17 protein-coding genes are annotated in these 25,240 nt (G+C 54.5%); 15 read left to right on the top strand and 2 right to left on the bottom strand.

The window, feature by feature from the left end; translation table 11 throughout:
• Positions 1–96 precede the first annotated feature (96 nt).
• From OGV93_RS01655 to OGV93_RS01715, 13 genes are all read left to right on the top strand, one after another.
• Positions 97–5,031 (top strand): alpha-2-macroglobulin family protein, encoded by a 4,935-nt coding sequence (locus OGV93_RS01655; RefSeq protein WP_287109319.1) that lies wholly within the window; start codon positions 97–99, stop codon positions 5,029–5,031.
• Positions 5,032–7,344, top strand: coding sequence for a peptidoglycan glycosyltransferase PbpC (pbpC, locus tag OGV93_RS01660; RefSeq protein ID WP_080860038.1), 2,313 nt, complete (start codon positions 5,032–5,034; stop codon positions 7,342–7,344).
• 136 nt (positions 7,345–7,480) lie between these two features.
• Positions 7,481–7,912 (top strand): nucleoside-diphosphate kinase, encoded by a 432-nt coding sequence (gene ndk, locus OGV93_RS01665; protein ID WP_003037710.1) that lies wholly within the window; start codon positions 7,481–7,483, stop codon positions 7,910–7,912.
• 256 nt (positions 7,913–8,168) lie between these two features.
• The gene (gene rlmN, locus OGV93_RS01670) at positions 8,169–9,335 is read left to right on the top strand and encodes a dual-specificity RNA methyltransferase RlmN (protein ID WP_016154002.1); all 1,167 of its coding nucleotides are present in this window, start codon (positions 8,169–8,171) and stop codon (positions 9,333–9,335) included.
• A 284-nt stretch (positions 9,336–9,619) separates the two neighbouring features.
• Positions 9,620–10,609 carry a cytoskeleton protein RodZ gene (rodZ, locus tag OGV93_RS01675; protein ID WP_047358237.1) on the top strand — a complete coding sequence of 330 codons (990 nt, stop codon included), beginning with the start codon at positions 9,620–9,622 and terminating at the stop codon, positions 10,607–10,609.
• Positions 10,610–10,635: 26 nt separating this feature from the next.
• The gene (gene ispG, locus OGV93_RS01680; RefSeq protein ID WP_016154000.1) at positions 10,636–11,754 is read left to right on the top strand and encodes a flavodoxin-dependent (E)-4-hydroxy-3-methylbut-2-enyl-diphosphate synthase; all 1,119 of its coding nucleotides are present in this window, start codon (positions 10,636–10,638) and stop codon (positions 11,752–11,754) included.
• Between the two features lie 110 nt (positions 11,755–11,864).
• Positions 11,865–13,139 carry a histidine--tRNA ligase gene (gene hisS / locus OGV93_RS01685; RefSeq protein WP_016153999.1) on the top strand — a complete coding sequence of 425 codons (1,275 nt, stop codon included), beginning with the start codon at positions 11,865–11,867 and terminating at the stop codon, positions 13,137–13,139.
• Between the two features lie 13 nt (positions 13,140–13,152).
• Positions 13,153–13,773 carry a YfgM family protein gene (locus OGV93_RS01690; protein WP_200083830.1) on the top strand — a complete coding sequence of 207 codons (621 nt, stop codon included), beginning with the start codon at positions 13,153–13,155 and terminating at the stop codon, positions 13,771–13,773.
• Between the two features lie 10 nt (positions 13,774–13,783).
• Positions 13,784–14,962, top strand: coding sequence for an outer membrane protein assembly factor BamB (bamB, locus tag OGV93_RS01695; protein ID WP_016153997.1), 1,179 nt, complete (start codon positions 13,784–13,786; stop codon positions 14,960–14,962).
• A gap of 118 nt (positions 14,963–15,080) precedes the next feature.
• Complete coding sequence (gene der / locus OGV93_RS01700) at positions 15,081–16,553, top strand: ribosome biogenesis GTPase Der (RefSeq protein ID WP_016153996.1); 1,473 nt, start codon at positions 15,081–15,083, stop codon at positions 16,551–16,553.
• Between the two features lie 300 nt (positions 16,554–16,853).
• Complete coding sequence (locus tag OGV93_RS01705; RefSeq protein ID WP_016157127.1) at positions 16,854–18,395, top strand: peptide MFS transporter; 1,542 nt, start codon at positions 16,854–16,856, stop codon at positions 18,393–18,395.
• Positions 18,396–18,458: 63 nt separating this feature from the next.
• Positions 18,459–19,541: a Gfo/Idh/MocA family oxidoreductase gene (locus OGV93_RS01710; RefSeq protein ID WP_181636428.1), complete on the top strand. Its 1,083-nt coding sequence runs from the start codon at positions 18,459–18,461 to the stop codon at positions 19,539–19,541.
• A 51-nt stretch (positions 19,542–19,592) separates the two neighbouring features.
• Positions 19,593–19,808: a zinc ribbon domain-containing protein gene (locus OGV93_RS01715; protein WP_016157125.1), complete on the top strand. Its 216-nt coding sequence runs from the start codon at positions 19,593–19,595 to the stop codon at positions 19,806–19,808.
• Here the strand turns inward: OGV93_RS01715 and xseA are convergent.
• Positions 19,805–21,178 (bottom strand): exodeoxyribonuclease VII large subunit, encoded by a 1,374-nt coding sequence (gene xseA / locus OGV93_RS01720; protein WP_287109320.1) that lies wholly within the window; start codon positions 21,176–21,178, stop codon positions 19,805–19,807. The genes OGV93_RS01715 and xseA overlap by 4 nt on opposite strands.
• A 160-nt stretch (positions 21,179–21,338) precedes the next feature.
• On the opposite strand from xseA, the gene guaB reads away from it, so the two are divergent.
• Both guaB and guaA read left to right on the top strand, forming a co-directional pair.
• On the top strand, positions 21,339–22,805 hold the full coding sequence (gene guaB, locus OGV93_RS01725) for an IMP dehydrogenase (protein ID WP_287109321.1): 1,467 nt from the start codon (positions 21,339–21,341) through the stop codon (positions 22,803–22,805).
• Positions 22,806–22,868: 63 nt separating this feature from the next.
• Positions 22,869–24,446: a glutamine-hydrolyzing GMP synthase gene (gene guaA, locus OGV93_RS01730; protein WP_016153990.1), complete on the top strand. Its 1,578-nt coding sequence runs from the start codon at positions 22,869–22,871 to the stop codon at positions 24,444–24,446.
• Positions 24,447–25,001: 555 nt separating this feature from the next.
• Here guaA and OGV93_RS01735 read toward each other — a convergent pair.
• Positions 25,002–25,205 (bottom strand): YfgG family protein, encoded by a 204-nt coding sequence (locus tag OGV93_RS01735; protein ID WP_047416419.1) that lies wholly within the window; start codon positions 25,203–25,205, stop codon positions 25,002–25,004.
• Between the last annotated feature and the right edge of the window lie 35 nt (positions 25,206–25,240).

Below are 25,240 nucleotides of genomic sequence, written 5' to 3' on the forward strand. Positions count from 1 at the left end.
GACAACGTAGAACAGTTACTGGCTTCCACAGCCGAAAATCTGACGCATAATAGTTGTTCTACGTAGCTAACGGGCCACTACGGCCAGGGATGAAAAATGAAACATTTACGCGTAGCGGCCTGTATGCTGATGCTGGCACTGGTTGGGTGCGATAATAATAACGAAAAATCACCGACGGCTGCGAAGCCTGATGCGCCTGCACCGCAGACTGCGCCAGCAAAAGATAAGGCCCAATTACAAAAGCTGATTCAGCAAAGCCAGGGTAAGTCGCTGACGCTGCTTGATGCCTCCGAGGTCCAACTCGACGGCGCGGCAACGCTCGTTTTGACCTTTTCCATTCCCCTCGATCCGGAACAAGATTTTTCTCGCGTAGTGCACGTTGTTGATAAAAAAAGCGGCAAAGTGGATGGTGCCTGGGAGCTGGCGCCAAATCTAAAAGAGCTACGCTTACGCCATCTCGAACCTAACCGGGAACTGGTGGTTACCATTGAGCGTGATTTGCTGGCGCTGAATAAAGCGACGTTCGCTATCGATTATGAAAAAAACATTACCACCCGCGACGTCCAGCCAAGCGTAGGGTTCGCTAGTCGCGGCTCGCTGCTGCCGGGAAAAGTGATTGAAGGGTTACCGGTGATGGCCCTTAACGTTAATAGCGTGGATGTGAACTTCTTTCGCGTGAAGCCTGAATCGCTCGGTGCGTTTGTCAGCCAGTGGGAATACCGTAATTCGTTGTCAAACTGGGAGTCAGACAATCTGCTGAAAATGGCGGAGCTGGTTTATACCGGACGCTTTGACCTCAATCCTGAGCGTAACACCCGAGAGAAGCTGCTACTGCCACTGAGCGATATCAAGCCGTTGCAGCAAGCAGGCGTTTACATTGTGGTGATGAATCAGGCCGGACACTATAACTACAGCAATGCTGCTACGCTGTTTACGCTCAGTGACATTGGTGTCTCTGCGCACCGTTACCACAATCAACTGGATGTCTTTACGCAGAGTCTGGAAAACGGCGCTGCGCAGCAGGGTATTGAGGTCACGTTACTCAACGAAAAAGGGCAGACGCTGGCGCAGGCTACCAGTGACGCGCAGGGTCACGTCAAGCTGGAAACCGATAAAGACGCGGCCTTATTGCTGGCCCGTAAAGACGGGCAAACCACGCTGCTGGACCTGAAGCTCCCGGCGTTGGATCTGGCTGAATTTGATATTGCCGGCGCGCCGGGATACAGCAAGCAGTTCTTTATGTTTGGCCCCCGTGACCTCTATCGCCCTGGCGAAACGGTGATCCTCAACGGATTACTGCGAGATAGCGACGGCAAAACGCTGCCTGACCAGCCGGTGAAGCTGGAGGTCGTTAAGCCCGACGGACAGGTGTTACGCTCGGTAGTGAGCCAGCCAGAAAACGGTCTGTATCGCTTTAGCTGGCCGCTGGACAGCAGCGCGCCAACCGGCATGTGGCATATTCGTGCCAATACTGGCGACAACCAGTCGCGGATGTGGGATTTCCACGTCGAAGATTTCATGCCTGAGCGGATGGCGCTCAATCTCACCGCCAATAAGATGCCGGTGGCTCCAACTGATGAAGTGAAGTTCTCGGTGGTGGGCTACTACCTGTATGGCGCGCCCGCCAACGGCAATGCTCTGCAAGGGCAGCTTTTCCTGCGCCCGCTGCGGGAAGCGGTGCAGGCATTACCGGGGTTCCAGTTTGGTAATATTGCCGAAGAAAATCTTTCTCGCAGCCTCGATGAGGTTCAGTTGACGCTGGATGACCACGGTCGCGGCGAAGTGACTACCAACAGCCAATGGCAGGAGACGCATTCTCCGTTACAGGTGATTCTGCAAGCCAGCCTGCTGGAGTCGGGTGGCCGTCCGGTGACGCGTCGGGTTGAACAAGCCATCTGGCCTGCGGATACGCTGCCAGGTATTCGTCCGCAGTTTGCGGCGAGAGCCGTTTATGACTACCGCACCGATACCACCGTCAATCAGCCTGGCGTTGATGAAAACAGCAATGCCGCTTTTGATATTGTGTATGCCGATGCGCAAGGCGAGAAAAAAGCGGTGTCCGGTTTACAGGTGCGTTTGATCCGTGAACGCCGTGATTATTACTGGAACTGGTCTGAAGGCGAGGGCTGGCAATCGCAGTTCGATCAAAAAGATCTGGTTGAGGGTGAGCAGACCCTGGATCTGAAGGCCGATGAGACCGGTAAAGTCAGCTTCCCTGTCGAGTGGGGTGCCTATCGCCTGGAAGTGAAAGCTCCGAATGATGCGGTGAGCAGCGTTCGCTTCTGGGCTGGTTATAGCTGGCAGGATAACAGCGACGGCAGCGGGGCAGTGCGTCCCGATCGCGTGACCCTGAAACTGGATAAACCCGGCTATCGTCCCGGCGATACCATGAAGCTACACATTGCCGCACCCGCTGCAGGCAAAGGTTACGCGATGGTGGAGTCCAGCGAAGGCCCGCTGTGGTGGCAAGAGATAGACGTACCGACGGATGGTCTTGATATCTCCATCCCGGTCGATAAAACCTGGAATCGCCATGACTTGTATCTCAGCGCGCTGGTGGTTCGTCCTGGCGACAAGTCTCGTTCGGCAACGCCAAAACGGGCAGTCGGCTTACTGCATTTGCCGTTAGGCGATGAAAACCGTCGTCTGGCGCTGGAGCTGGAAAGCCCGGCGAAAATGCGTCCAAATCAGCCGTTGACCGTCAAGATTAAAGCCAGCGTTAAAAATGGCGACGTGCCAAAACAGGTTAACGTGCTGGTCTCAGCCGTTGACAGCGGGGTGTTGAACATTACCGATTACGCCACGCCGGATCCGTGGCAGGCGTTTTTCGGGCAAAAACGCTATGGCGCGGATATTTATGATATTTACGGCCAGGTGATCGAAGGGCAAGGACGTCTGGCGGCGCTGCGCTTTGGTGGTGATGGCGATGAGTTAAAACGCGGCGGCAAGCCACCGGTTAATCACGTCAATATCGTGGCGCAACAGGCGCTGCCGGTGACGCTTAACGAGCAGGGCGAAGGTACGGTGACGTTACCAATTGGTGATTTCAACGGCGAGCTGCGGGTAATGGCGCAAGCCTGGACGGCGGATGACTTTGGCAGTAGCGAAAGCAAAGTGATTGTCGCCGCGCCGGTAATTGCTGAACTGAACATGCCGCGCTTTCTGGCGGGGGGCGATACCTCGCGCCTGACGCTGGACGTGACCAATCTGACTGACAAACCGCAAACGCTGATTATTAATCTTGCGGCAAGCGGTCTCCTGGAGCTGATCGGGCAAGATCCCGCGCCGGTGAATCTGGCGCCAGGCGTACGGACTACGCTGTTTATTCCGGTGCGTGCGCGGGAGGGCTTTGGCGATGGCGAAATTCAGGCGCAAATTAGCGGTCTGAATCTACCGGGTGAAACGCTGCCTGTTCAGCATAAACAGTGGAAAATTGGCGTGCGACCGGCGTTCCCGGCGCAAACTGTTAATTACGGCGTCGCACTTCAGCCGGGCGCAACCTGGCAGCTTCCGGGCGAAGAACTGACGAATTTCTCTCCTGTGACGATGCAGGGACAACTGCTGTTCAGCGGTAAGCCACCGCTGAATCTGGCGCGCTATATCCGTGAACTGAAAGCTTACCCTTACGGTTGCCTCGAGCAAACGGCGAGCGGGTTGTTCCCATCCTTATACACCAATGCCGCGCAGTTGAAGGCATTAGGTATCGCGGGCGACAGCGATGAAAAACGCCGTGCGGCAGTAGAGATTGGCATCTCTCGTTTACTGCAAATGCAGCGTGATAACGGCGGTTTTGCGCTGTGGGATAAGAACGGGTCGGAAGAGTACTGGCTGAGCGCGTATGTGATGGATTTCCTCGTTCGCGCGAATGAACAGGGCTATAGCGTTCCGGCAGAGGTGATTAACCGGGGTAACGAGCGGCTGCTGCGCTATTTGCAGGATCCGGGCATGATGTCGATTCGCTATACCGACGACGCATCAGCAAGCCGGTTTGCCGTACAGGCCTACGCCGCGCTGGTGCTGGCTCGTCAGCAGAAAGCCCCGCTCGGCGCGCTGCGTGAGATCTGGGAGCGTCGTGCACAGGCGGCTTCCGGTTTACCGCTGATGCAACTGGGGATAGCGCTGAAAAACATGGGCGACGCCAACCGCAGTGAACAAGCGTTGACGCTGGCGCTGAATACGCCACGCCGTGATGCGCAGCAGTGGATGGCGGATTACGGCAGTCAGCTACGTGACAACGCGCTGATGCTGGCATTGTTGGAAGAGAACAAGCTTAAACCTGAAGTGCAGAATACGCTGCTGAACACTTTGTCAGAACAGGCCTTTGGGCAGCGCTGGCTCTCTACTCAGGAAAACAATGCGCTGTTCCTTGCCGCGCGTACGTTACAGGACTTGCCTGGCTCGTGGCAGGCGCAAACGTCACTCTCTGAACAGGCGTTAGCCGGGGAGAAATCACAAACGCGTAATCTGGATGCTGACGCGCTGTCTACGCTGAACGTCACCAATACCGGTAATCTGCCGCTGTGGCTGCGTCTGGATGTGAGTGGTTACCCGCAAACCTCGCCGACGCCTGCCAGCAACGTCCTGCACATCGAGCGTCAGATCCTGGGGCTCGACGGGAACAGCAAAGCGCTGGATTCTCTGCGCAGCGGCGAGCTGGTACTGGTCTGGCTGGAGGTAAAAGCCAGCCAGAATGTACCGGATGCATTGGTGGTTGACTTACTGCCAGCCGGCCTGGAGCTGGAAAACCAGAATCTGGCCAACGGCAGCGCCAGCCTGCAGGACAGCGGCAGCGAGGTAGCGAATTTGCTCAATCAGATGCAGCAGGCGGATATCCAGCACGTTGAGTTCCGTGACGATCGCTTTGTCGCCGCGGTAGCGGTCAACGAAGGACAGCCTGTGACGCTGGTCTATCTGGCGCGGGCGGTAACGCCGGGGACCTATCAGGTTCCTGTGCCGCAAGTGGAGTCAATGTATGTTCCGCAGTGGCGCGCGACCGGTGCGACAGAGGGGCTTTTGATTGTCAGACCGTAAATGATGCGCGGGTTGGGGAAACGCGGCTGCTGGCTCTGGCTGGCAGCCGTTGCGCTATTGCTGGTAGCGGTGGTTTGGGCGGCAGATAAAATCTGGCCGCTGCCGCTTCACGAAGTCGATCCGGCACGTGTCGTGGTGGCTTACGATGGTACGCCGCTATGGCGCTTCGCCGACGCGGACGGTATCTGGCGTTATCCGGTGACTATTGATGAGGTGTCCCCCCGTTACCTTGAGGCGTTAATCAACTACGAAGACCGCTGGTTCTGGAAACATCCCGGCGTCAATCCGTTTTCAGTGCTGCGCGCGGCATGGCAGGACCTCTCCTCAGGTCGCGTCGTTTCAGGCGGCAGTACGCTCACCATGCAGGTCGCACGATTGCTCGATCCCCACCCGCGAACTTTCGGCGGCAAGTTCCGCCAGCTCTGGCGCGCATTGCAGCTGGAATGGCATCTTTCTAAGCGCGACATCCTGACGCTATATCTTAACCGTGCGCCGTTTGGCGGCACGCTGCAGGGCGTGGGGGCGGCGAGCTGGGCCTACCTTGGTAAATCTCCCGCACAGTTGAGTTATTCCGATGCCGCGCTGCTGGCCGTGTTGCCGCAGGCACCGAGCCGTCTGCGCCCGGACCGCTGGCCGGATCGCGCTGAAGCGGCGCGCAATAAAGTGCTTGAGCGCATGGCTACGCAGGGCGTTTGGCCTGCCAGACAGGTGCAGGAGTCACGCGAAGAACCGGTCTGGCTGGCGCCCAGACAAATGCCGCAGCTAGCGCCGTTATTCTCGCGCATGATGCTGGGAAAAAGCCGGAGCGATAAAATCGTGACCACCCTTGACGCCGGATTGCAGCGCCAACTGGAAGAGCTGGCGCAAAACTGGAAGGGCCGCTTACCTGCGCGCAGTTCGCTGGCGATGATTGTGGTCGATCACACTGATATGAGCGTGCGTGGCTGGGTGGGGTCGGTAGATATGAATGACGACTCCCGCTTTGGCCATGTGGATATGGTGAATGCGATCCGCTCGCCGGGCTCGGTGCTGAAGCCGTTTATCTATGGTCTGGCGCTGGATGACGGATTAATTCATCCTGCTTCATTGTTGCAGGATGTGCCGCGTCGAACCGGAGATTATCGACCAGGGAATTTTGACAGTGGTTTTCATGGTCCGGTGAGTATGAGCGAAGCGCTGGTGCGCTCGCTGAATTTACCCGCCGTGCAGGTACTTGAAGCCTATGGCTCGAAGCGTTTTGCCGCATCGTTACGTAACGTTGGCTTACCGTTGTATCTGCCCGCAGGTGCCGCACCGAATCTGTCGCTGATTTTGGGCGGGGCAGGGGCCAGACTGGAAGACATGGCGGCGGCGTACAGTGCGTTTGCCCGTCAGGGAAAAGCGGGGAAACTGCGCCTGCAGCCAGACGATCCACTGCTGGAGCGTCCGTTGATGTCGGTGGGCGCGGCGTGGATTATTCGCCGCATTATGGCCGACGAAGCGCAACCGCTGCCGGATAACGCGCTGAGCAGAGTGGTTCCGCTGGCGTGGAAAACGGGTACCAGTTATGGCTATCGCGATGCGTGGGCGATTGGCGTTAACGCCCGTTATGTGATGGGTATCTGGACTGGCAGACCCGACGGTACGCCGGTGGTGGGCCAGTTTGGTTTTGCCAGCGCCGTGCCGCTGCTCAATCAGGTCAACAATCTTTTGCTCTCTCGCGGGACAAATCAGCCGGAGGATCCGCGCCCTGAATCCGTTAGCCGCGGCGTAGTGTGCTGGCCGGGTGGGCAGTCACTTGCGCCCGGAGACAGTAACTGTCGACGCCGTCTGGCAACCTGGCTGCTGGACGGCAGCCAGCCGCCCACGTTGTTATTGCCCGAACAGGAGGGCGTGAGTGGCATTCGTTTCCCCGTCTGGCTGGATGATGAAGGCAAACGTGTGGCGGCGGATTGCCCGCAGGCGCGCGAACAAACGTTAATCGTCTGGCCTTTACCGCTGGAGCCATGGCTGCCGGAGTCAGAGCGCCGTGGGGCGAGATTACCACCGGTTTCTGCCACGTGTCCGCCGCTGGGGCAGGATGCTTCGCTGCCGTTGCAGTTGACAGGGGTTCGTGATGGCGCGATTGTGAAGCGTTTACCCGGCTCTGCGCTGGCCTCATTGCCGGTACAAACCAGCGGTGGGACTGGCGATCGCTGGTGGTTTCTTAACGGTGAACGGCTGGATGAACGCGGACGCCGTCTTACGCTACGGCTGGCGACCAAAGGGGATTATCAACTGCTGGTGATGGATGACGCCGGACAGGTGGCGACGGTGAGATTTTCGTTGCAGTAGACCACCAGGTGACTTTTGTTGCTAAAATTCATCTTATTTTAAAGAAATGTTATCTTCGTCAATAGTCAATTGCCGGGATGCTCTTTATAATCCGCGCCAGGTAAACAACAACAAAACATCTTTTTCAGAGGTAATCATGGCTATTGAACGTACTTTTTCCATCATCAAACCAAACGCGGTGGCAAAAAACGTTATTGGGAGCATCTTTGCGCGCTTTGAAGCAGCAGGGTTCAAAATTGTCGGTACTAAAATGCTGCACCTGACCGTTGAGCAGGCGCGTGGCTTCTATGCTGAGCATGATGGTAAGCCGTTCTTTGACGGTCTGGTTGAATTCATGACCTCCGGTCCAATCGTTGTTTCTGTTCTGGAAAGCGAAAATGCCGTACAGCGTCACCGTGATCTGCTGGGTGCAACCAACCCGGCGAATGCGCTGGCGGGTACTCTGCGTGCAGACTACGCTGATAGCTTCACTGAGAACGGTACTCACGGTTCCGACTCCGTTGAATCTGCCGCGCGTGAAATCGCCTATTTCTTCGGTGAAGGCGAGGTTTGCCCGCGCACGCGCTAATCTCCTGCGTCTTTCACATCGCATCGTTTTCTATGCTTTCGGGGAGGCTCGAACGTGCCGCTTTCCTGCGATGCGAAATCCTTTGGAGAGGAATTAGCGATTTACATATTATTTTCGCTAATGCTTCGTGCAAACGTGGCATACCTGCGCCAGACTTTGTACAATGCAACGCCCCGGAAGAGCAGAACGCTTGCCGGGGCGTTTCTTTTTAACCCTCCACGGGCCACAACGTGTAACAACGAGGCCGGAAAAAATTATGTCTGAATTAGTTAACACCTCTGAAGTCGTCATTCCTGCGGTTCCAAATAAAAATGGAAAAATCAACCTGCTGGATCTGAACCGTCAGCAAATGCGCGAATTCTTCAAAGATATGGGTGAAAAACCGTTTCGTGCCGATCAGGTCATGAAGTGGATGTACCACTATTGCAGCGACAACTTTGATGACATGACTGACATCAATAAGGTGCTGCGTAACAAGCTGAAAGAAGTGGCTGAAATTCGCGCCCCGGAAGTGGTGGAAGAGCAGCGTTCCTCTGACGGTACGATCAAATGGGCCATCGCGGTTGGCGATCAGCGCGTAGAAACCGTGTATATCCCGGAAGACGATCGCGCGACCCTGTGTGTTTCTTCACAGGTCGGTTGTGCATTAGAGTGTAAATTCTGCTCTACGGCGCAACAGGGCTTTAACCGTAACCTGCGGGTGTCGGAAATCATTGGTCAGGTCTGGCGTGCGGCGAAAATCGTCGGCGCGGTGAAAGCAACGGGCGTGCGTCCTATCACTAACGTAGTGATGATGGGGATGGGCGAGCCGCTGCTCAACCTGACCAACGTGGTGCCAGCGATGGAAATCATGTTGGATGACTTCGGTTTTGGGCTGTCCAAGCGTCGCGTCACGCTCTCCACCTCAGGCGTTGTCCCTGCGCTGGATAAGCTGGGCGATATGATTGATGTCGCGCTGGCGATTTCTCTGCATGCGCCGAACGATGAAATTCGTGACGAAATTGTACCTATCAACAAAAAGTACAATATCGAAACATTCCTTGGCGCGGTTCGTCGTTATCTGGAGAAGTCCAACGCTAACCAGGGTCGTGTGACCATTGAGTATGTGATGTTAGATCACATCAATGATGGTACTGAACACGCGCATCAGTTGGCAGAGCTGCTGAAAGATACGCCGTGTAAGATTAACCTGATTCCGTGGAACCCGTTCCCAGGCGCGCCATATGGCCGTAGCTCTAACAGCCGTATCGATCGTTTCTCCAAAGTGTTGATGAGCTATGGTTTCACTACCATCGTGCGTAAAACACGTGGCGATGACATCGATGCAGCCTGCGGTCAGCTGGCGGGTGACGTTATCGACCGTACCAAGCGTACTCTGCGTAAGCGTATGCAGGGCGACGCTATCGATATCAAGACCGTTTGATGTTGAGTGCACTACGGTATAATTCATGTACCGTAGTGCAACGTAAGCCAAATGAGGTTCTTTGTTGTTGTTGTCAGGTCAATAATAACGGTGCGTTTTTGTCGACTTTAAGGCAGTATGTAACGGCGCAACAAGCCTTTAGCCCTCAGGTTTACGTTGTTTTGTCTTTGATAGTCTGACCGTTTTATACTGTCTGACGAAGGTTAACTGACCAGATGTTTCGCGGTGTGGGTGAGCATTGTGGCTCGCCGTCATCAGAACCCAAATTTACGCAGCTGTAGCGAATGAATACTGAAGCCACGCACGACAAAAATGAAGCACTATCCACCGGCGTTCGTCTGCGCAATGCCCGTGAACAACTCGGATTCAGCCAGCAGGCAGTCGCGGAGCGACTTTGCCTGAAGGTCTCCACGGTACGTGATATTGAAGAAGATAAGGCACCAGCCGATCTCGCTTCAACATTCCTGCGCGGGTATATCCGTTCTTATGCGCGTCTGGTGCATATTCCTGAAGAAGAACTGTTGCCAGGGCTGGAAAAACAGGCTCCGATTCGCCCAGCCAAAGTCGCACCGATGCAGAGCTTCTCGCTCGGTAAGCGTCGTAAAAAACGCGACGGCTGGTTAATGACCTTTACCTGGCTGGTGCTGTTTGTCGTTGTCGGACTGACGGGAGCCTGGTGGTGGCAGAACCATAAAGCGCAGCAGGAAGAGATCACCACCATGGCCGATCAATCCTCCGCTGAGCTGAATGCCGGTAAAGATGGTGCGCAGAACGTACCGTTAGATACCAGCGCCGCAGCGGGCCAGGGTACTACCCCGGCTCCAGACGATGGCGCGGTGGCGGACGCAGCGCCTACGCCAGATGTTGCTGCAACCCCGGCACCTGCCGCTGATGCGCAGCAGAATGCCGTTGTGGCACCTTCTCAGGCTAACGTCGATACCGCAACTGCAGCGCCAGCTACCGCGGCGCCGCTGCCGACTGACCAGGCGGGTGTCACTACCCCTGCCGCCGATCCTAACGCACTGGTAATGAACTTTACCGCCGATTGCTGGCTGGAAGTGACCGATGCGACCGGAAAAAAACTGTTCAGTGGTATGCAGCGTAAGGACGGCAATCTGAATCTGACGGGTCAGGCGCCGTACAAACTGAAAATTGGCGCTCCGGCGGCAGTGCAGATTCAGTTCCAGGGTAAACCTGTCGATCTGAGTCGTTTTATCAGAACTAACCAGGTTGCGCGTCTGACCGTTAATGCCGAACAATCACCGGCTCAGTAACAGACGGCAATGCGGGAGATTTTTTAATGCATAACCAGGCTCCAATTCAACGTAGAAAATCGACACGCATTTACGTTGGGAACGTGCCGATCGGCGATGGCGCGCCCATCGCCGTACAGTCTATGACCAATACGCGTACCACAGATGTGGAAGCGACGGTTAATCAGATCAAAGCGCTGGAACGCGTCGGCGCAGATATTGTTCGTGTCTCTGTACCGACAATGGATGCCGCAGAAGCGTTCAAGCTTATCAAACAGCAGGTTAATGTTCCGCTGGTTGCCGATATTCACTTCGACTATCGTATCGCGCTGAAGGTGGCGGAATACGGCGTCGATTGCCTGCGTATCAACCCAGGCAATATCGGTAATGAAGAGCGTATTCGCATGGTAGTGGACTGCGCTCGTGATAAAAATATTCCTATCCGTATCGGCGTCAACGCCGGATCGCTGGAAAAAGATCTGCAGGAAAAATACGGTGAACCGACGCCGCAGGCGCTGCTGGAATCCGCTATGCGCCATGTGGATCACCTCGATCGTCTGAACTTCGATCAATTCAAAGTCAGCGTTAAAGCGTCTGACGTTTTCCTCGCCGTAGAATCCTATCGCCTGCTGGCGAAACAGATCGATCAACCGCTGCATTTGGGGATCACCGAAGCCGGTGGTGCACGCAGTGGGGCGGTAAAATCAGCGATCGGTTTAGGATTGCTGTTGTCCGAAGGGATCGGCGATACGCTGCGTGTCTCTCTGGCGGCGGATCCGGTGGAAGAGATCAAAGTTGGCTTCGATATCCTGAAATCGCTGCGCATTCGTGCCCGCGGGATCAACTTTATCGCCTGCCCAACCTGCTCGCGTCAGGAGTTCGACGTTATCGGTACGGTGAACGCGCTGGAACAACGTCTGGAAGATATCATTACGCCAATGGATGTTTCGATCATCGGCTGCGTGGTGAACGGTCCTGGCGAAGCGCTGGTTTCTACGCTGGGCGTGACGGGCGGTAACAAGAAAAGCGGTCTGTATGAAGACGGCGTGCGTAAGGATCGACTCGATAACGACGATATGATTACGCAGCTTGAAGCCCGCATTCGCGCCAAAGCGAGTATCCTGGACGAAGCGCGTCGTATTGACGTGCAGCAGCTTGAAAAATAACAACGTGATGGGAAGCGGCGTGCTTCCCGTGTATGATTGAACCCGCATGGCGCCCGCATTGTTCGGGTTAGCGCTGAGGGTTCATTTTTATATTCATAAAGAGAATAAACGTGGCAAAAAACATTCAAGCCATTCGCGGCATGAACGATTATCTGCCTGGCGAAACCGCCATCTGGCAGCGCATTGAAGGCACTCTCAAAAACGTGCTCGGCAGCTACGGTTACAGTGAAATCCGCTTGCCGATTGTAGAGCAGACCCCGTTATTCAAACGCGCGATCGGTGAAGTCACCGACGTGGTTGAAAAAGAGATGTATACCTTTGAGGACCGTAATGGCGACAGCCTGACGTTGCGTCCTGAAGGGACTGCGGGCTGCGTACGCGCCGGCATCGAACATGGTCTCCTGTACAATCAGGAACAGCGTCTGTGGTATATCGGGCCGATGTTCCGCCACGAACGTCCGCAAAAAGGGCGCTATCGTCAATTCCATCAACTGGGTGTCGAAGTGTTTGGCCTGCAAGGTCCGGACATCGATGCTGAACTGATTATGCTGACCGCTCGCTGGTGGCGCGCGCTGGGTATTTCTCAACATGTCAGCCTTGAGCTGAACTCAATTGGTTCGCTTGAAGCCCGCGCTAACTACCGTGATGCGCTGGTCGCCTACCTGGAACAGCACAAAGAGAAACTGGACGAAGACTGCAAGCGCCGTATGTACACTAACCCGCTGCGCGTTCTCGACTCCAAAAACCCGGAAGTACAGGCGCTGCTCAACGACGCACCTGCGCTGGGCGACTATCTTGATGACGACTCTCGCGAGCACTTTGCGGGCCTGTGCAAACTGCTGGAATCCGCAGGTATTGCCTATACCGTCAATCAGCGTCTGGTTCGTGGTCTTGATTATTACAACCGCACCGTATTTGAGTGGGTTACCAGCAGCCTGGGCTCTCAGGGTACCGTGTGTGCCGGTGGGCGTTACGACGGTCTGGTAGAGCAACTTGGCGGTCGCGCAACGCCGGCCGTGGGCTTTGCCATGGGTCTGGAACGACTTGTTTTGTTAGTTCAGGCAGTTAATCCGGAATTTAACGCAGATCCTGTTGTCGATATATACCTGGTCGCTTCGGGGGCGGATACGCAGTCGGTTGCAATGCGGCTTGCAGAACGTCTGCGCGATGAAGTTCCTGGTGTGAAACTGATGACAAACCACGGTGGCGGCAACTTTAAGAAACAGTTCGCCCGCGCCGACAAGTGGGGCGCCCGCGTTGCACTGGTACTGGGCGAGTCCGAAGTGGCTGACGGTACTGTTGTAGTGAAGGATTTGCGCTCTGGTGAGCAAACGGCAGTAGCGCAGGATAGCGTTGCCGCGCATTTGCGCACTCTACTGGGCTAAGGAGAAGGACAGCGTGGAAATTTACGAGAACGAAAACGACCAGATTGATGCAGTAAAACGCTTCTTTGCTGAAAACGGCAAAGCGCTGGCTGTTGGGGTCATTTTAGGGGTTGGCGCGCTGGTTGGCTGGCGTTACTGGACCAGCCATCAGACTGAGTCCGCACGCTCTGCTTCTCTGGCATATCAAAATACGGTGACTGCGGTTAGCGCGGGTAAACCGGATAGCCTTCCTGCTGCAGAGAAATTTGCCGCAGAAAACAAAAATACCTACGGCGCGTTAGCTTCACTGGAACTGGCGCAGCAGTTTGTTGACCAAAATGAACTTGAGAAAGCCGCAAGCCAGCTGCAACAAGGCTTAGCAGCGACCAACGATGAGAATCTCAAAGCGGTGATTAACCTGCGTCTGGCTCGTGTTCAGGTTCAGCTTAAACAGGCTGATACCGCGCTGAAAACACTCGACACCATTAAAGGTGAAGGGTGGACGGCCATTGTTGCCGACCTGCGCGGTGAAGCATTGCTGAGCAAAGGCGATAAACAAGGTGCGCGTAGCGCATGGGAAGCGGGCGTGAAAAGCGATGCCTCTCCTGCTCTGAGCGAAATGATGCAGATGAAAATCAATAATTTGTCCATCTGAGAGGGACCCGATGCAATTGCGTAAATTACTTCTGCCAGGGCTGCTTTCCGTTACCCTATTGAGCGGCTGTTCACTGTTTAGTGGCGAAGAAGATGTCGTTAAGATGTCCCCATTACCGGTGGTTGAAAACCAGTTTACTCCGTCTACGGACTGGAGCACCTCTGTAGGTAACGGTATTGGTGATTTCTATTCCAATCTTCATCCTGCGCTGGCGGATAACGTTGTCTATGCAGCCGATCGCGCCGGCGTCGTTAAGGCGTTGAATGCGGACGACGGCAAAGAAGTCTGGTCTGTTAATCTGGGTGAGAAAGACGGCTGGTTCTCCCGCGCCTCTGCACAGCTTTCTGGCGGTGTAACCGTGTCCGGTGGCCATGTTTACATTGGCAGCGAAAAAGCGCAGGTTTATGCGCTGAACACCAGCGATGGTACCACCGCATGGCAGACGAAAGTTGCCGGTGAAGCGCTGTCTCGTCCTGTTGTGAGCGATGGCGTGGTATTAATCCACACCAGTAACGGTCAGTTGCAGGCCTTGAACGAAGCTGACGGCGCTATCAAATGGACCGTTAACCTCGACATGCCTTCACTGTCTCTGCGCGGCGAATCTGCCCCAGCGACCGCCTTTGGCGCAGCTATCGTTGGCGGTGATAACGGCCGCGTAAGCGCCGTGCTGATGCAGCAGGGCCAGATGATTTGGCAGCAGCGTATTTCTCAGGCGACAGGTCCAACGGAAATCGATCGTCTGAGCGACGTTGATACCACGCCGGTTATCGTCAATGGCGTTGTCTACGCGCTGGCTTATAATGGTAACCTGACGGCGCTGGATCTGCGCAGCGGTCAGATCATGTGGAAACGTGAACTGGGCTCAGTGAATGATTTCATCGTCGACGGTAACCGTATCTACCTGGTAGACCAGAACGACCGTGTACTGGCGCTGACCACCGACGGCGGTGTGACGCTGTGGACGCAAAGCGATCTGCTGCACCGTCTGTTGACGTCCCCGGTATTGTATAACGGCAATCTGGTCGTGGGTGATAGCGAAGGCTACCTGCACTGGATTAACGTTGACGATGGCCGCTTTGTCGCCCAGCAGAAAGTTGACAGCTCTGGTTTCCTGACCGAGCCGGTCTCTGCTGATGGTAAACTGCTGATCCAGGCGAAAGACGGTACGCTGTACTCTATTACGCGTTAATCGTCCCGGCCGCTCGCTTTGAAAAACGGCTCCTGGTGCAGGGGCCGTTTTACTGTTTTTAACAACGGCGCAAAAAATGTGCCCGTTGTCTGATGATTTATTAAATGAGGCTTTAAACATGGTACCTGTGGTCGCGCTTGTCGGGCGCCCTAACGTTGGCAAATCCACGTTATTTAACCGTCTAACTCGCACCCGAGATGCGCTGGTTGCGGATTTCCCGGGTCTGACTCGTGACCGTAAGTACGGTCGTGCGGAAATTGAAGGCCGCGAGTTTATCTGTATTGATACCGGCGGTATTGATGGCACCGAAGACGGTGTAGAAACCCGCATGGCGGAACAGTCGCTGTTGGCGATCGAAGAAGCGGACGTTGTGCTGTTCATGGTAGATGCGCGTGCTGGCCTGATGCCTGCGGATGAAGCCATTGCGAAACATCTGCGTTCGCGCCAGAAACCGACGTTCCTGGTAGCCAACAAAACTGACGGACTCGATCCTGATCAGGCGGTCGTCGATTTCTACTCGCTGGGTCTGGGTGAAATTTATCCGATCGCGGCATCCCATGGTCGTGGCGTTCTCAGCCTGCTGGAGCATGTTCTGCTGCCGTGGATGGATGACGTTGCTCCTCAGGAAGAAGTGGATGAAGATGCAGAATATTGGGCGCAACTGGAAGCCGAAGAGAACGGCGAAGAAGAGCCTGAAGACGACTTCAACCCGCAGGATCTGCCGATCAAACTGGCGATTGTTGGTCGCCCGAACGTAGGTAAGTCCACGCTTACTAACCGTATTCTCGGCGAAGACCGCGTAGTGGTTTACGACATGCCGGGGACCACGCGTGACAGTATTTATATCCCGATGCAACGCGATGAGCGCGAATATGTGCTCATTGATACCGCGGGCGTGCGTAAGCGCGGCAAAATTACCGAAGCAGTAGAAAAATTCTCAGTTATCAAAACGCTGCAGGCGATTGAAGATGCCAACGTGGTGATGCTGGTGATTGACGCGCGCGAAGGAATTTCCGATCAGGACCTGTCGCTGCTGGGCTTTATCCTCAATAGTGGGCGTTCACTTGTTATTGTGGTCAACAAGTGGGATGGCCTGACGCAGGAAGTGAAAGAGCAGGTCAAAGAGACTTTGGACTTCCGTCTGGGCTTTATTGATTTTGCGCGTGTACACTTCATCTCTGCGCTGCACGGCAGCGGCGTGGGTAATCTGTTTGAATCGGTCCGCGAAGCGTATGACAGCTCCACCCGTCGCGTCAGCACCGCGATGCTGACGCGCATTATGACTATGGCGGCAGAAGATCATCAGCCGCCGCTGGTGCGTGGTCGTCGTGTGAAGCTGAAATATGCCCACGCCGGTGGTTATAACCCACCAATCGTGGTGATTCACGGCAACCAGGTCAAAGACCTGCCGGATTCCTACAAGCGCTATCTGATGAACTATTTCCGTAAGTCTTTGGATGTGATGGGGACGCCGATCCGCATTCAGTTCAAAGAAGGGGAAAACCCGTTTGCGAACAAGCGTAATACGCTGACGCCGACGCAGATGCGTAAACGTAAGCGTTTGATAAAACACATCAAAAAAAGCAAGTAACCGTTGCTGATGCTGATAAAAACCCGTGCTTGTCGCGGGTTTTTTTTCGACGTTCCATCGACAGCCTCAGCCCGTGCGATGTCAATCACTATTCATTTTTTACCAAGTTTAAATCTAAGAAAGTAGACATTTGTCGAGTTTTCGTCTTAAAGTCCGGGGGCTGGTACTAGACAAAACTAGCCTTAGGTTATCAAATGGTTAAATAAATTTTCGCCGCATGTAAAAAATCGGTCAGATACGTAACTGGCTGGCGTACATCGCGGTGTTTACACACACGACGACATAACTTTCGGGAGAATTATGCAATCCTCTGTTAATCAAAAAGAAAGCCGAACTTTCTTCGGCCATCCTTATCCGCTCGGCTCGCTGTTCTTCACAGAGATGTGGGAGCGCTTCTCGTTTTATGGCATTCGCCCGTTACTGATCCTGTTTATGGCTGCTACCGTTTATGACGGCGGCATGGGGCTGGCACGTGAAAATGCCTCGGCGATTGTGGGTATCTTTGCCGGTACGATGTACCTCGCTGCGCTGCCGGGTGGCTGGCTGGCTGATAACTGGCTCGGCCAACAGAAAGCGGTGTGGTACGGTTCCATCCTGATTGCCCTCGGCCATTTGTCAATTGCGCTCTCCGCCATTATGGGGAACAACCTGTTCTTTATTGGTCTGATGTTTATCGTGCTCGGCTCCGGTCTGTTTAAGACCTGTATTTCGGTCATGGTTGGCACGCTGTATAAAAAAGGCGATGCGCGTCGCGACGGCGGTTTCTCGCTGTTCTACATGGGCATCAACATGGGGTCGTTTATCGCGCCGCTGATTTCCGGCTGGCTGATTAAAACCCATGGGTGGCACTGGGGCTTTGGCATCGGTGGTATCGGGATGTTGGTGGCGTTGATCATTTTCCGTGTATTTGCCGTTCCATCAATGAAACGCTACGACAGCGAAGTGGGGCTCGACTCCACCTGGAATAGCCCGGTAGTGAAACGTAACGGCGTGGGAGCGTGGCTGTTGGCGCTGGCTGTCGGTGCGGCGGTTATCGTTACGCTGATAGCGCAAGGCGTGATTGTAATTAATCCGGTCGCGGTTGCCAGCATGCTGGTGTACGTGATTGCAGCCTCCGTTGCGCTCTACTTTATCTACCTGTTCATCTTTGCCGGTCTGAACCGTAAAGAGCGCGCCAGACTGCTGGTCTGCTTTATCCTGCTGGTTTCCGCCGCGTTCTTCTGGTCCGCGTTTGAGCAGAAGCCAACCTCATTCAACCTGTTCGCCAACGACTACACTAACCGTATGATCGGTGATTTTGAAATCCCGGCGGTCTGGTTCCAGTCGATAAACGCGCTGTTTATTATCCTGCTGGCACCGGTATTCAGCTGGGCATGGCCGAAGCTGGCAAGCATGAACATTCGCCCGAGTAGCATCACCAAGTTTGTGATCGGTATCCTCTTTGCGGCGGCAGGCTTTGGTCTGATGATGCTGGCGGCGCAAAACGTTCTCAGTAACGGCGGGGCAGGCGTTTCTCCATTCTGGCTGGTGGGCAGTATCCTGATGCTGACGCTTGGCGAGCTGTGCCTTAGTCCGATCGGTCTGGCGACAATGACGCTGCTGGCGCCGGAAAGAATGCGCGGGCAGATGATGGGCCTGTGGTTCTGCGCCAGTGCGCTGGGCAACCTGGCCGCAGGTTTGATTGGCGGTCATGTGAAGGCTGACCAACTGGATATGCTGCCGGATCTCTTCGCACGCTGCTCGATTGCGCTGCTGATCTGTGCTGCGGTACTGATCATCCTCATTGTTCCGATTCGTCGCATGCTGGAAAATACGCAAACTAAACCGGCAACTAGCGCCTGATAACACCTCGATTGTGCCGGGGCAGACGTTATGTCCCGGCTATTCAATTAACGAGGTAAGAGCATGCTGTTAGGATTTGTTGGGCTTGGTGCAGTCGTTGAAACGGCATACTTGCCCGCATTACGTAATATGTTCGGTGATGCACTACGCTGTGTGGGATTTGATGTTCAATCCGCAAAGCAGCCCGCAGACGTGACACGCTGTGCGTCGCTCGCTGAACTTCTTGCAATGCCGCTTGATACCCTGTTTATTACCACCGCATCCCTGCATCACCTCGATGTGCTTGAACAGGCGCTGGCGGCTCCCATCGCTCGTATTGTGGTCGAAAAGCCTCTTGTCGCCACGCTTTCCCAAATTGAAAAACTGAAAACGCTGCTGACTCAACCGGATGCTGCCAACCGCGTGCTGGCACTCGACCATTGGATGGCACGCAATGGTGCAATGCAGCTGGCGTTGGGCAAACTCGGAGCGCAGTGGCAGGGCGATAATCCACAACAGGCACTTGTCTCTCATTTTTCACACATTGTTAAAATCGACGGTTTTTTGCAGGAACCGAGCGGGTTTAACGCTGTTGGAGAACCCATTGCGCTTAACTTTGCCACCGGTGAGCCGGATACCCGTGAGCTTCGTCATCCGGACGGTGTGATTCTGGACATTGGCACACATGTACTGGCAATGCTGCGTGAAACAGTGCGTTACCTGGGCGGTAATGACAGTATGACCTTGCAGGTGAAGAGCGCTAAAGACCGTCTGGGACGAAATATTGTAGAGGGCGACCTGACCACAGCAGAAGGAGAGGCGCATCTGCAGGGACAGATTAGCGGCATTCCGCTGGACATCTGGCTGAATAAATACGCGGGGCCGGCTGGCGGACAAAAAGGTTTGCGCCTTTGTCTGCGCGATGGTCGTGTCATTAGCCATGATCGCCGTGGTGTCGAGGATGTGCTCGAATTGATTGACGGTGATGTTGTACAACGCTGGAGTCTGCCTGGTAGTGTATATGCCCATTGTCTGGTGGAGCATATTCTGGGCGCGCAAAGTCTGTTTGAACGCAGTCCACAGGAAGTGAGCCGCACGACGCAGCGCAGGCTGGAGGAAGTGGAGTGCCTGTTAACGTTACAGCAGCAGTTACGCGGGCGGCATTAAACGCATCGTGTTAAACTCAGCGCAGTAATGGATCCCTGTACTGGAGTCGCTATGTCTATTATTTGCCCGGATTGTCATGCAGAGCTGGAGCCGCAAAACGGTATGGCGCACTGTGATAACTGTAATAAAGATATTCAGTTAGAAGCGCACTGCCCGGAGTGCAATCAGCCGCTGCAGGTGCTTAAAGCCTGTGGCGCGGTGGATTATTTCTGCCAGAACGGTCATGGCCTTATCTCGAAGAAACGCGTGGCGTTTGTGCCGCTTTAATCCTGTTTTTTCCTGTGCGTTTTCTTTGTCTTCGTGACAGCTCTCACTTCGCTTTCCACCCATCCGTCAGACAGGCGGGTGGTGAGCACATCACCTGCTGTAACCTGTTTAGTCTGTTTCAGCACTTCACCCTCTTTTGCGGTCGTCACGCTATAACCGCGGGCCAGCGTGGCCAGTGGGCTGACTGCCTCAAGATGGGTAACCGCGTTGCCAAAACGCTCGCGCTGTTCGCTTAAACGCGCACGGATACTTTCCGCCAGGCGGTATTCCAGTTGCTGAATACGTGTTTGCGCACGGTAAATACGCGGCTGCGGGTTTTGCTGATTCAGACGCTGCAGCATGCGCTGCTGACGCTGATTTGCCTGTTTAATCTTATTCTCAAGTGCGAAGTTCATTCTCTGACGCAGTCGTTCCAGCACGGTCTGTTGACGGGCCAGACGCAGTTGCGGATGCTGCTGTTGCAAGCGGTGATGAAGTTGGGTAAATCGACGAGTACGATTGGCGAGGTAGTAGTCCATCGCCATCTCCAGACGCTGCTGACCATGCTGTATTTGACGCAGCAGTTCAAGCTGATTACGGCTGACAATTTCTGCCGCCGCCGACGGCGTAGGTGCCCGTAAATCTGCAATAAAATCGGCAATAGTGACATCGGTTTCATGGCCGACGGCGCTGACGACTGGAATGCGGCTGGCAAAGATCGCCCGTGCAACACGTTCGTCGTTAAAGCTCCACAAATCTTCCAGCGAGCCGCCGCCGCGCCCGACGATCAGCACATCGCACTCGCCCCGCGCGTTCGCCAGTTCAATGGCCCGAACGATCTGCCCTGGCGCATCATCGCCCTGGACTGCGGTCGGGTAGATAATAACGGGCAGGGAAGGGTCGCGACGCTTCAGGACGTGGAGGATATCGTGCAGCGCGGCGCCGGTTTTAGAGGTGATTACCCCGACGCAGTGGGCCGGTGAGGGCAGCGTTTTTTTGAACTGCTGATCGAATAGCCCTTCAGCCTGCAGTTTGGCCTTGAGTTGCTCATATTTTTGCTGCAGCAAACCTTCGCCCGCTGGCTGCATGCTCTCAACAATTATCTGATAGTCGCCGCGCGGCTCGTACAATGTAATGTTGGCGCGTACCAGTACCTGCTGACCGTGCTGTGGTCGGAACGTTACCCGGCGATTGCTGTTGCGAAACATCGCGCAGCGTACCTGAGCGGTGTCATCTTTGAGCGTGAAATACCAGTGACCGGAGGACGGCTGCGTGAAATTCGAAATTTCACCGCTGATCCACACTTGTCCCATTTCCTGCTCAAGCAGCAAACGAACCGTCTGATTCAGGCGGCTTACGGTAAAAATTGAGGTGGTCTGAGAGGATAACATGTGAGCGGGATCAAATTCTAAATCAGCAAGTTATTCAGTCGAAAGTAACATGCTCACAGAGGAGCGCAAGGTTTTTTTGCAAAAAAGTGTGGATGCAATCGGTTACGCTCTGTATAATGCCGCGGCAATATTTAATAACCTCCCAGGTGAGATATTGCCCATGCTACGTATCGCAAAAGAAGCCCTGACGTTTGACGACGTCCTCCTCGTTCCCGCTCATTCTACCGTTCTGCCGAATACTGCTGATCTCAGCACCCAGTTGACGAAAACCATTCGCCTGAACATTCCTATGCTCTCCGCAGCAATGGACACCGTGACGGAAGCGCGCCTGGCAATTGCCCTGGCTCAGGAAGGCGGCATCGGTTTTATCCACAAAAACATGTCTATTGAGCGCCAGGCGGAAGAAGTTCGTCGCGTGAAGAAACATGAATCTGGCGTCGTGACCGACCCACAAACCGTACTGCCAACCACCACTCTGCGCGAAGTAAAAGAACTGACCGAGCGTAACGGTTTCGCAGGCTACCCGGTAGTGACTGAAGATAACGAACTGGTCGGCATCATCACCGGTCGTGACGTACGGTTTGTGACTGATCTGAATCAGCCGGTTAGCGTCTACATGACGCCGAAAGAGCGTCTGGTGACCGTTCGTGAAGGCGAAGCACGCGATGTTGTCTTTGCCAAAATGCACGAAAAACGCGTCGAGAAAGCGCTGGTTGTTGACGACAGCTTCCATCTGCTCGGCATGATCACCGTTAAAGATTTCCAGAAAGCGGAACGTAAACCTAACGCCTGTAAAGACGAGCATGGTCGTCTGCGCGTTGGGGCTGCTGTAGGCGCAGGTGCGGGTAACGAAGGGCGTGTTGACGCGCTGGTTGCCGCTGGCGTTGATGTTCTGCTGATTGACTCCTCTCACGGTCACTCAGAAGGCGTACTGCAGCGTATCCGTGAAACTCGTGCTAAATACCCGGATCTGCAGATCATCGGGGGGAACGTTGCGACTGGTGCAGGCGCTCGCGCGCTGGCGGAAGCCGGCTGCAGCGCTGTTAAAGTCGGTATCGGCCCAGGCTCCATCTGTACTACCCGTATCGTTACCGGCGTCGGTGTACCGCAGATCACCGCCGTTTCTGACGCTGTTGAAGCGCTGGAAGGCACTGGTATCCCGGTTATTGCCGATGGCGGTATTCGTTTTTCCGGCGACATCGCAAAAGCGATCGCTGCGGGTGCTTCTGCAGTGATGGTTGGCTCTATGCTGGCGGGGACTGAAGAATCTCCGGGCGAAATCGAACTGTATCAGGGCCGTTCTTACAAATCATACCGTGGTATGGGCTCTTTGGGCGCGATGTCCAAAGGTTCTTCCGACCGTTATTTCCAAAGCGATAACGCCGCTGACAAACTGGTCCCGGAAGGTATCGAAGGTCGCGTTGCGTATAAAGGTCGCCTGAAAGAGATCATTCACCAGCAGATGGGTGGCCTGCGCTCCTGTATGGGTCTGACCGGCTGTGGTACTATCGACGCGCTGCGAACAAAAGCAGAGTTTGTACGTATCAGCGGTGCGGGTATTCAGGAAAGTCACGTCCACGATGTGACCATCACCAAAGAGTCCCCTAACTACCGCATGGGCTCCTGATAAGTTTCCGCGCCCGGCTATATGCCGGGCGAATTTGTTTCACTTGCCTCGGAATTAGCGTCAATGACAGACAATATTCATAAACATCGCATTCTCATCCTTGATTTCGGATCTCAGTACACTCAGCTGGTTGCTCGTCGCGTACGTGAACTGGGCGTCTATTGTGAACTGTGGGCGTGGGATGTTACGGAAGCACAAATTCGCGAATTCAACCCAAGCGGTATCATTCTTTCCGGTGGTCCGGAAAGCACCACTGAAGAAAACAGCCCGCGTGCGCCGGAATACGTTTTCACTGCGGGCGTGCCTGTGTTCGGCGTGTGCTACGGCATGCAGACTATGGCAATGCAGCTCGGTGGTCATGTTGAAGGTTCTAACGAACGTGAATTCGGCTATGCGCAGGTTGAAGTTCAGACCGACAGCGCGCTGATCCGCGGTATTGAAGACTCTCTGACCGCAGACGGCAAACCACTGCTGGACGTGTGGATGAGCCACGGCGACAAAGTGACCGCTATTCCGGAAGGTTTCGTGACCGTTGCCAGCACCGACAACTGCCCGTTTGCCATCATGGCGCACGAGGAAAAACGTTTCTACGGTGTGCAGTTCCATCCGGAAGTTACCCACACCCGTCAGGGGATGCGCATGCTGGAGCGTTTTGTGCGCGACATCTGCCAGTGTGAAGCGCTGTGGACCCCGGCAAAAATTATCGATGACGCCGTTGCCCGCATTCGTGAGCAGGTTGGCACTGATAAAGTGATCCTCGGCCTCTCCGGCGGCGTTGACTCCTCCGTCACCGCGATGCTGCTGCACCGTGCGATTGGCAAAAACCTGACCTGTGTGTTCGTCGACAACGGTCTGCTGCGTCTCAACGAAGCTCAGCAGGTGATGGATATGTTCGGCGACCATTTCGGCCTGAACATCATTCATGTTGAAGGTGAAAAGCGTTTCCTGGACGCGCTGAAAGGCGAGAACGATCCGGAAGCTAAACGTAAAATCATCGGCCGCGTGTTCGTGGAAGTCTTCGACGAAGAAGCGCTGAAGCTGGAAGACGTTAAGTGGCTGGCGCAGGGAACCATCTATCCGGACGTGATCGAATCCGCGGCTTCTGCCACGGGTAAAGCGCACGTCATCAAATCTCACCACAACGTGGGCGGTTTGCCGAAAGAGATGAAGATGGGTCTGGTTGAACCGCTGCGTGAGCTGTTCAAAGACGAAGTGCGTAAGATTGGTCTGGAACTGGGTCTGCCGTACGACATGCTGTACCGTCACCCATTCCCGGGTCCGGGTCTGGGCGTACGCGTGCTGGGCGAAGTGAAGAAAGAGTACTGTGACCTGCTGCGCCGTGCGGATGCTATCTTCATTGAGGAACTGCACAACGCTGACTTGTACAACAAAGTGAGCCAGGCGTTCACCGTGTTCCTGCCAGTACGTTCCGTTGGCGTCATGGGCGATGGCCGTAAGTACGACTGGGTTGTTTCCCTGCGTGCTGTTGAAACCATCGACTTTATGACCGCGCACTGGGCGCACCTGCCGTATGACTTCTTAGGCCGCGTCTCTAACCGCATTATCAACGAAGTTAACGGTATTTCCCGCGTGGTGTATGACATCAGCGGTAAGCCGCCAGCTACGATTGAGTGGGAATAATATTCCTCCCGTTTAGCGGTTTCTGAACCGGTAGTATGTAAAAGCCCTCTGTTTACAGAGGGCTTTTTATTGCGCGAATTTTATCGATGCGACAGTCCTGCTCGATAGTAGGGTTAATCACACACTTAACGTCTGCGCTCCATTCAACACCGCTTCTTATTTACGGAAATAATGAAAAATACTCAGGGTATTACCCTGTAGAATTTAATAACGGTAACAATTCAGATAAGCATTTAAATTTATGCTAAATATGAATGTTTTAGTCAGTGATATTTTCTGGCGATATTAATTAGCGTCTATTTGAGCGCAGTGTCTCTTTTTTATATCCAGTACACTGGAACGTAAAAAATCAGCGCGAATGGCGCGGTGAAGTGGGATTAAAAGATGGTGTATTTGTGCGAAAAACACGGTTGATTATCCGATATATCAGCACGTGTGGGCGGGCAAGACTGCGTGAAGTTTCATTACTCAAATCCCTTACCGGATGGTTAAATGTCAGGCGATTAGCCATCCGGTAAGGAATCTTAATGCTGTGGGTATCCTCGGCGCGAGCGATCAGCGTACGTCAGTTTGTGCAGGAGATGCCTGTTGCGGTAGGGTGATCTGCTGAGATTCTTTTTTGTTCTGGTGGTGGTGCCACGCACCTATGGCGGAGTAGACGAAGCGTCCGAAGAAGAAAAGAAAGCTGATAAGCAGTACGATCCGGATCATGCGACTGTTAAATCGGTGTCGTTTGCGTAGGCTGGTAACCTGGCTCACAAAAGGTTCCTTGTAGTGTACCCAACTGAGGGCGA

The organism is Citrobacter sp. Cb031, assembly GCF_030336725.1.
Taxonomy (GTDB): domain Bacteria; phylum Pseudomonadota; class Gammaproteobacteria; order Enterobacterales; family Enterobacteriaceae; genus Citrobacter; species Citrobacter braakii.

Bases quoted from the DNA above. Each gene is read 5' to 3' on its own strand.
- OGV93_RS01655 (WP_287109319.1), top strand. From the start codon at position 97: ATGAAACATTTACGCGTAGCGGCCTGTATGCTGATGCTGGCACTGGTT.
- pbpC (WP_080860038.1), top strand. From the start codon at position 5,032: ATGATGCGCGGGTTGGGGAAACGCGGCTGCTGGCTCTGGCTGGCAGCC.
- ndk (WP_003037710.1), top strand. From the start codon at position 7,481: ATGGCTATTGAACGTACTTTTTCCATCATCAAACCAAACGCGGTGGCA.
- rlmN (WP_016154002.1), top strand. From the start codon at position 8,169: ATGTCTGAATTAGTTAACACCTCTGAAGTCGTCATTCCTGCGGTTCCA.
- rodZ (WP_047358237.1), top strand. From the start codon at position 9,620: ATGAATACTGAAGCCACGCACGACAAAAATGAAGCACTATCCACCGGC.
- ispG (WP_016154000.1), top strand. From the start codon at position 10,636: ATGCATAACCAGGCTCCAATTCAACGTAGAAAATCGACACGCATTTAC.
- bamB (WP_016153997.1), top strand. From the start codon at position 13,784: ATGCAATTGCGTAAATTACTTCTGCCAGGGCTGCTTTCCGTTACCCTA.
- der (WP_016153996.1), top strand. From the start codon at position 15,081: ATGGTACCTGTGGTCGCGCTTGTCGGGCGCCCTAACGTTGGCAAATCC.
- OGV93_RS01705 (WP_016157127.1), top strand. From the start codon at position 16,854: ATGCAATCCTCTGTTAATCAAAAAGAAAGCCGAACTTTCTTCGGCCAT.
- OGV93_RS01710 (WP_181636428.1), top strand. From the start codon at position 18,459: ATGCTGTTAGGATTTGTTGGGCTTGGTGCAGTCGTTGAAACGGCATAC.
- OGV93_RS01715 (WP_016157125.1), top strand. From the start codon at position 19,593: ATGTCTATTATTTGCCCGGATTGTCATGCAGAGCTGGAGCCGCAAAAC.
- xseA (WP_287109320.1), bottom strand. From the start codon at position 21,178: ATGTTATCCTCTCAGACCACCTCAATTTTTACCGTAAGCCGCCTGAAT.
- guaB (WP_287109321.1), top strand. From the start codon at position 21,339: ATGCTACGTATCGCAAAAGAAGCCCTGACGTTTGACGACGTCCTCCTC.
- guaA (WP_016153990.1), top strand. From the start codon at position 22,869: ATGACAGACAATATTCATAAACATCGCATTCTCATCCTTGATTTCGGA.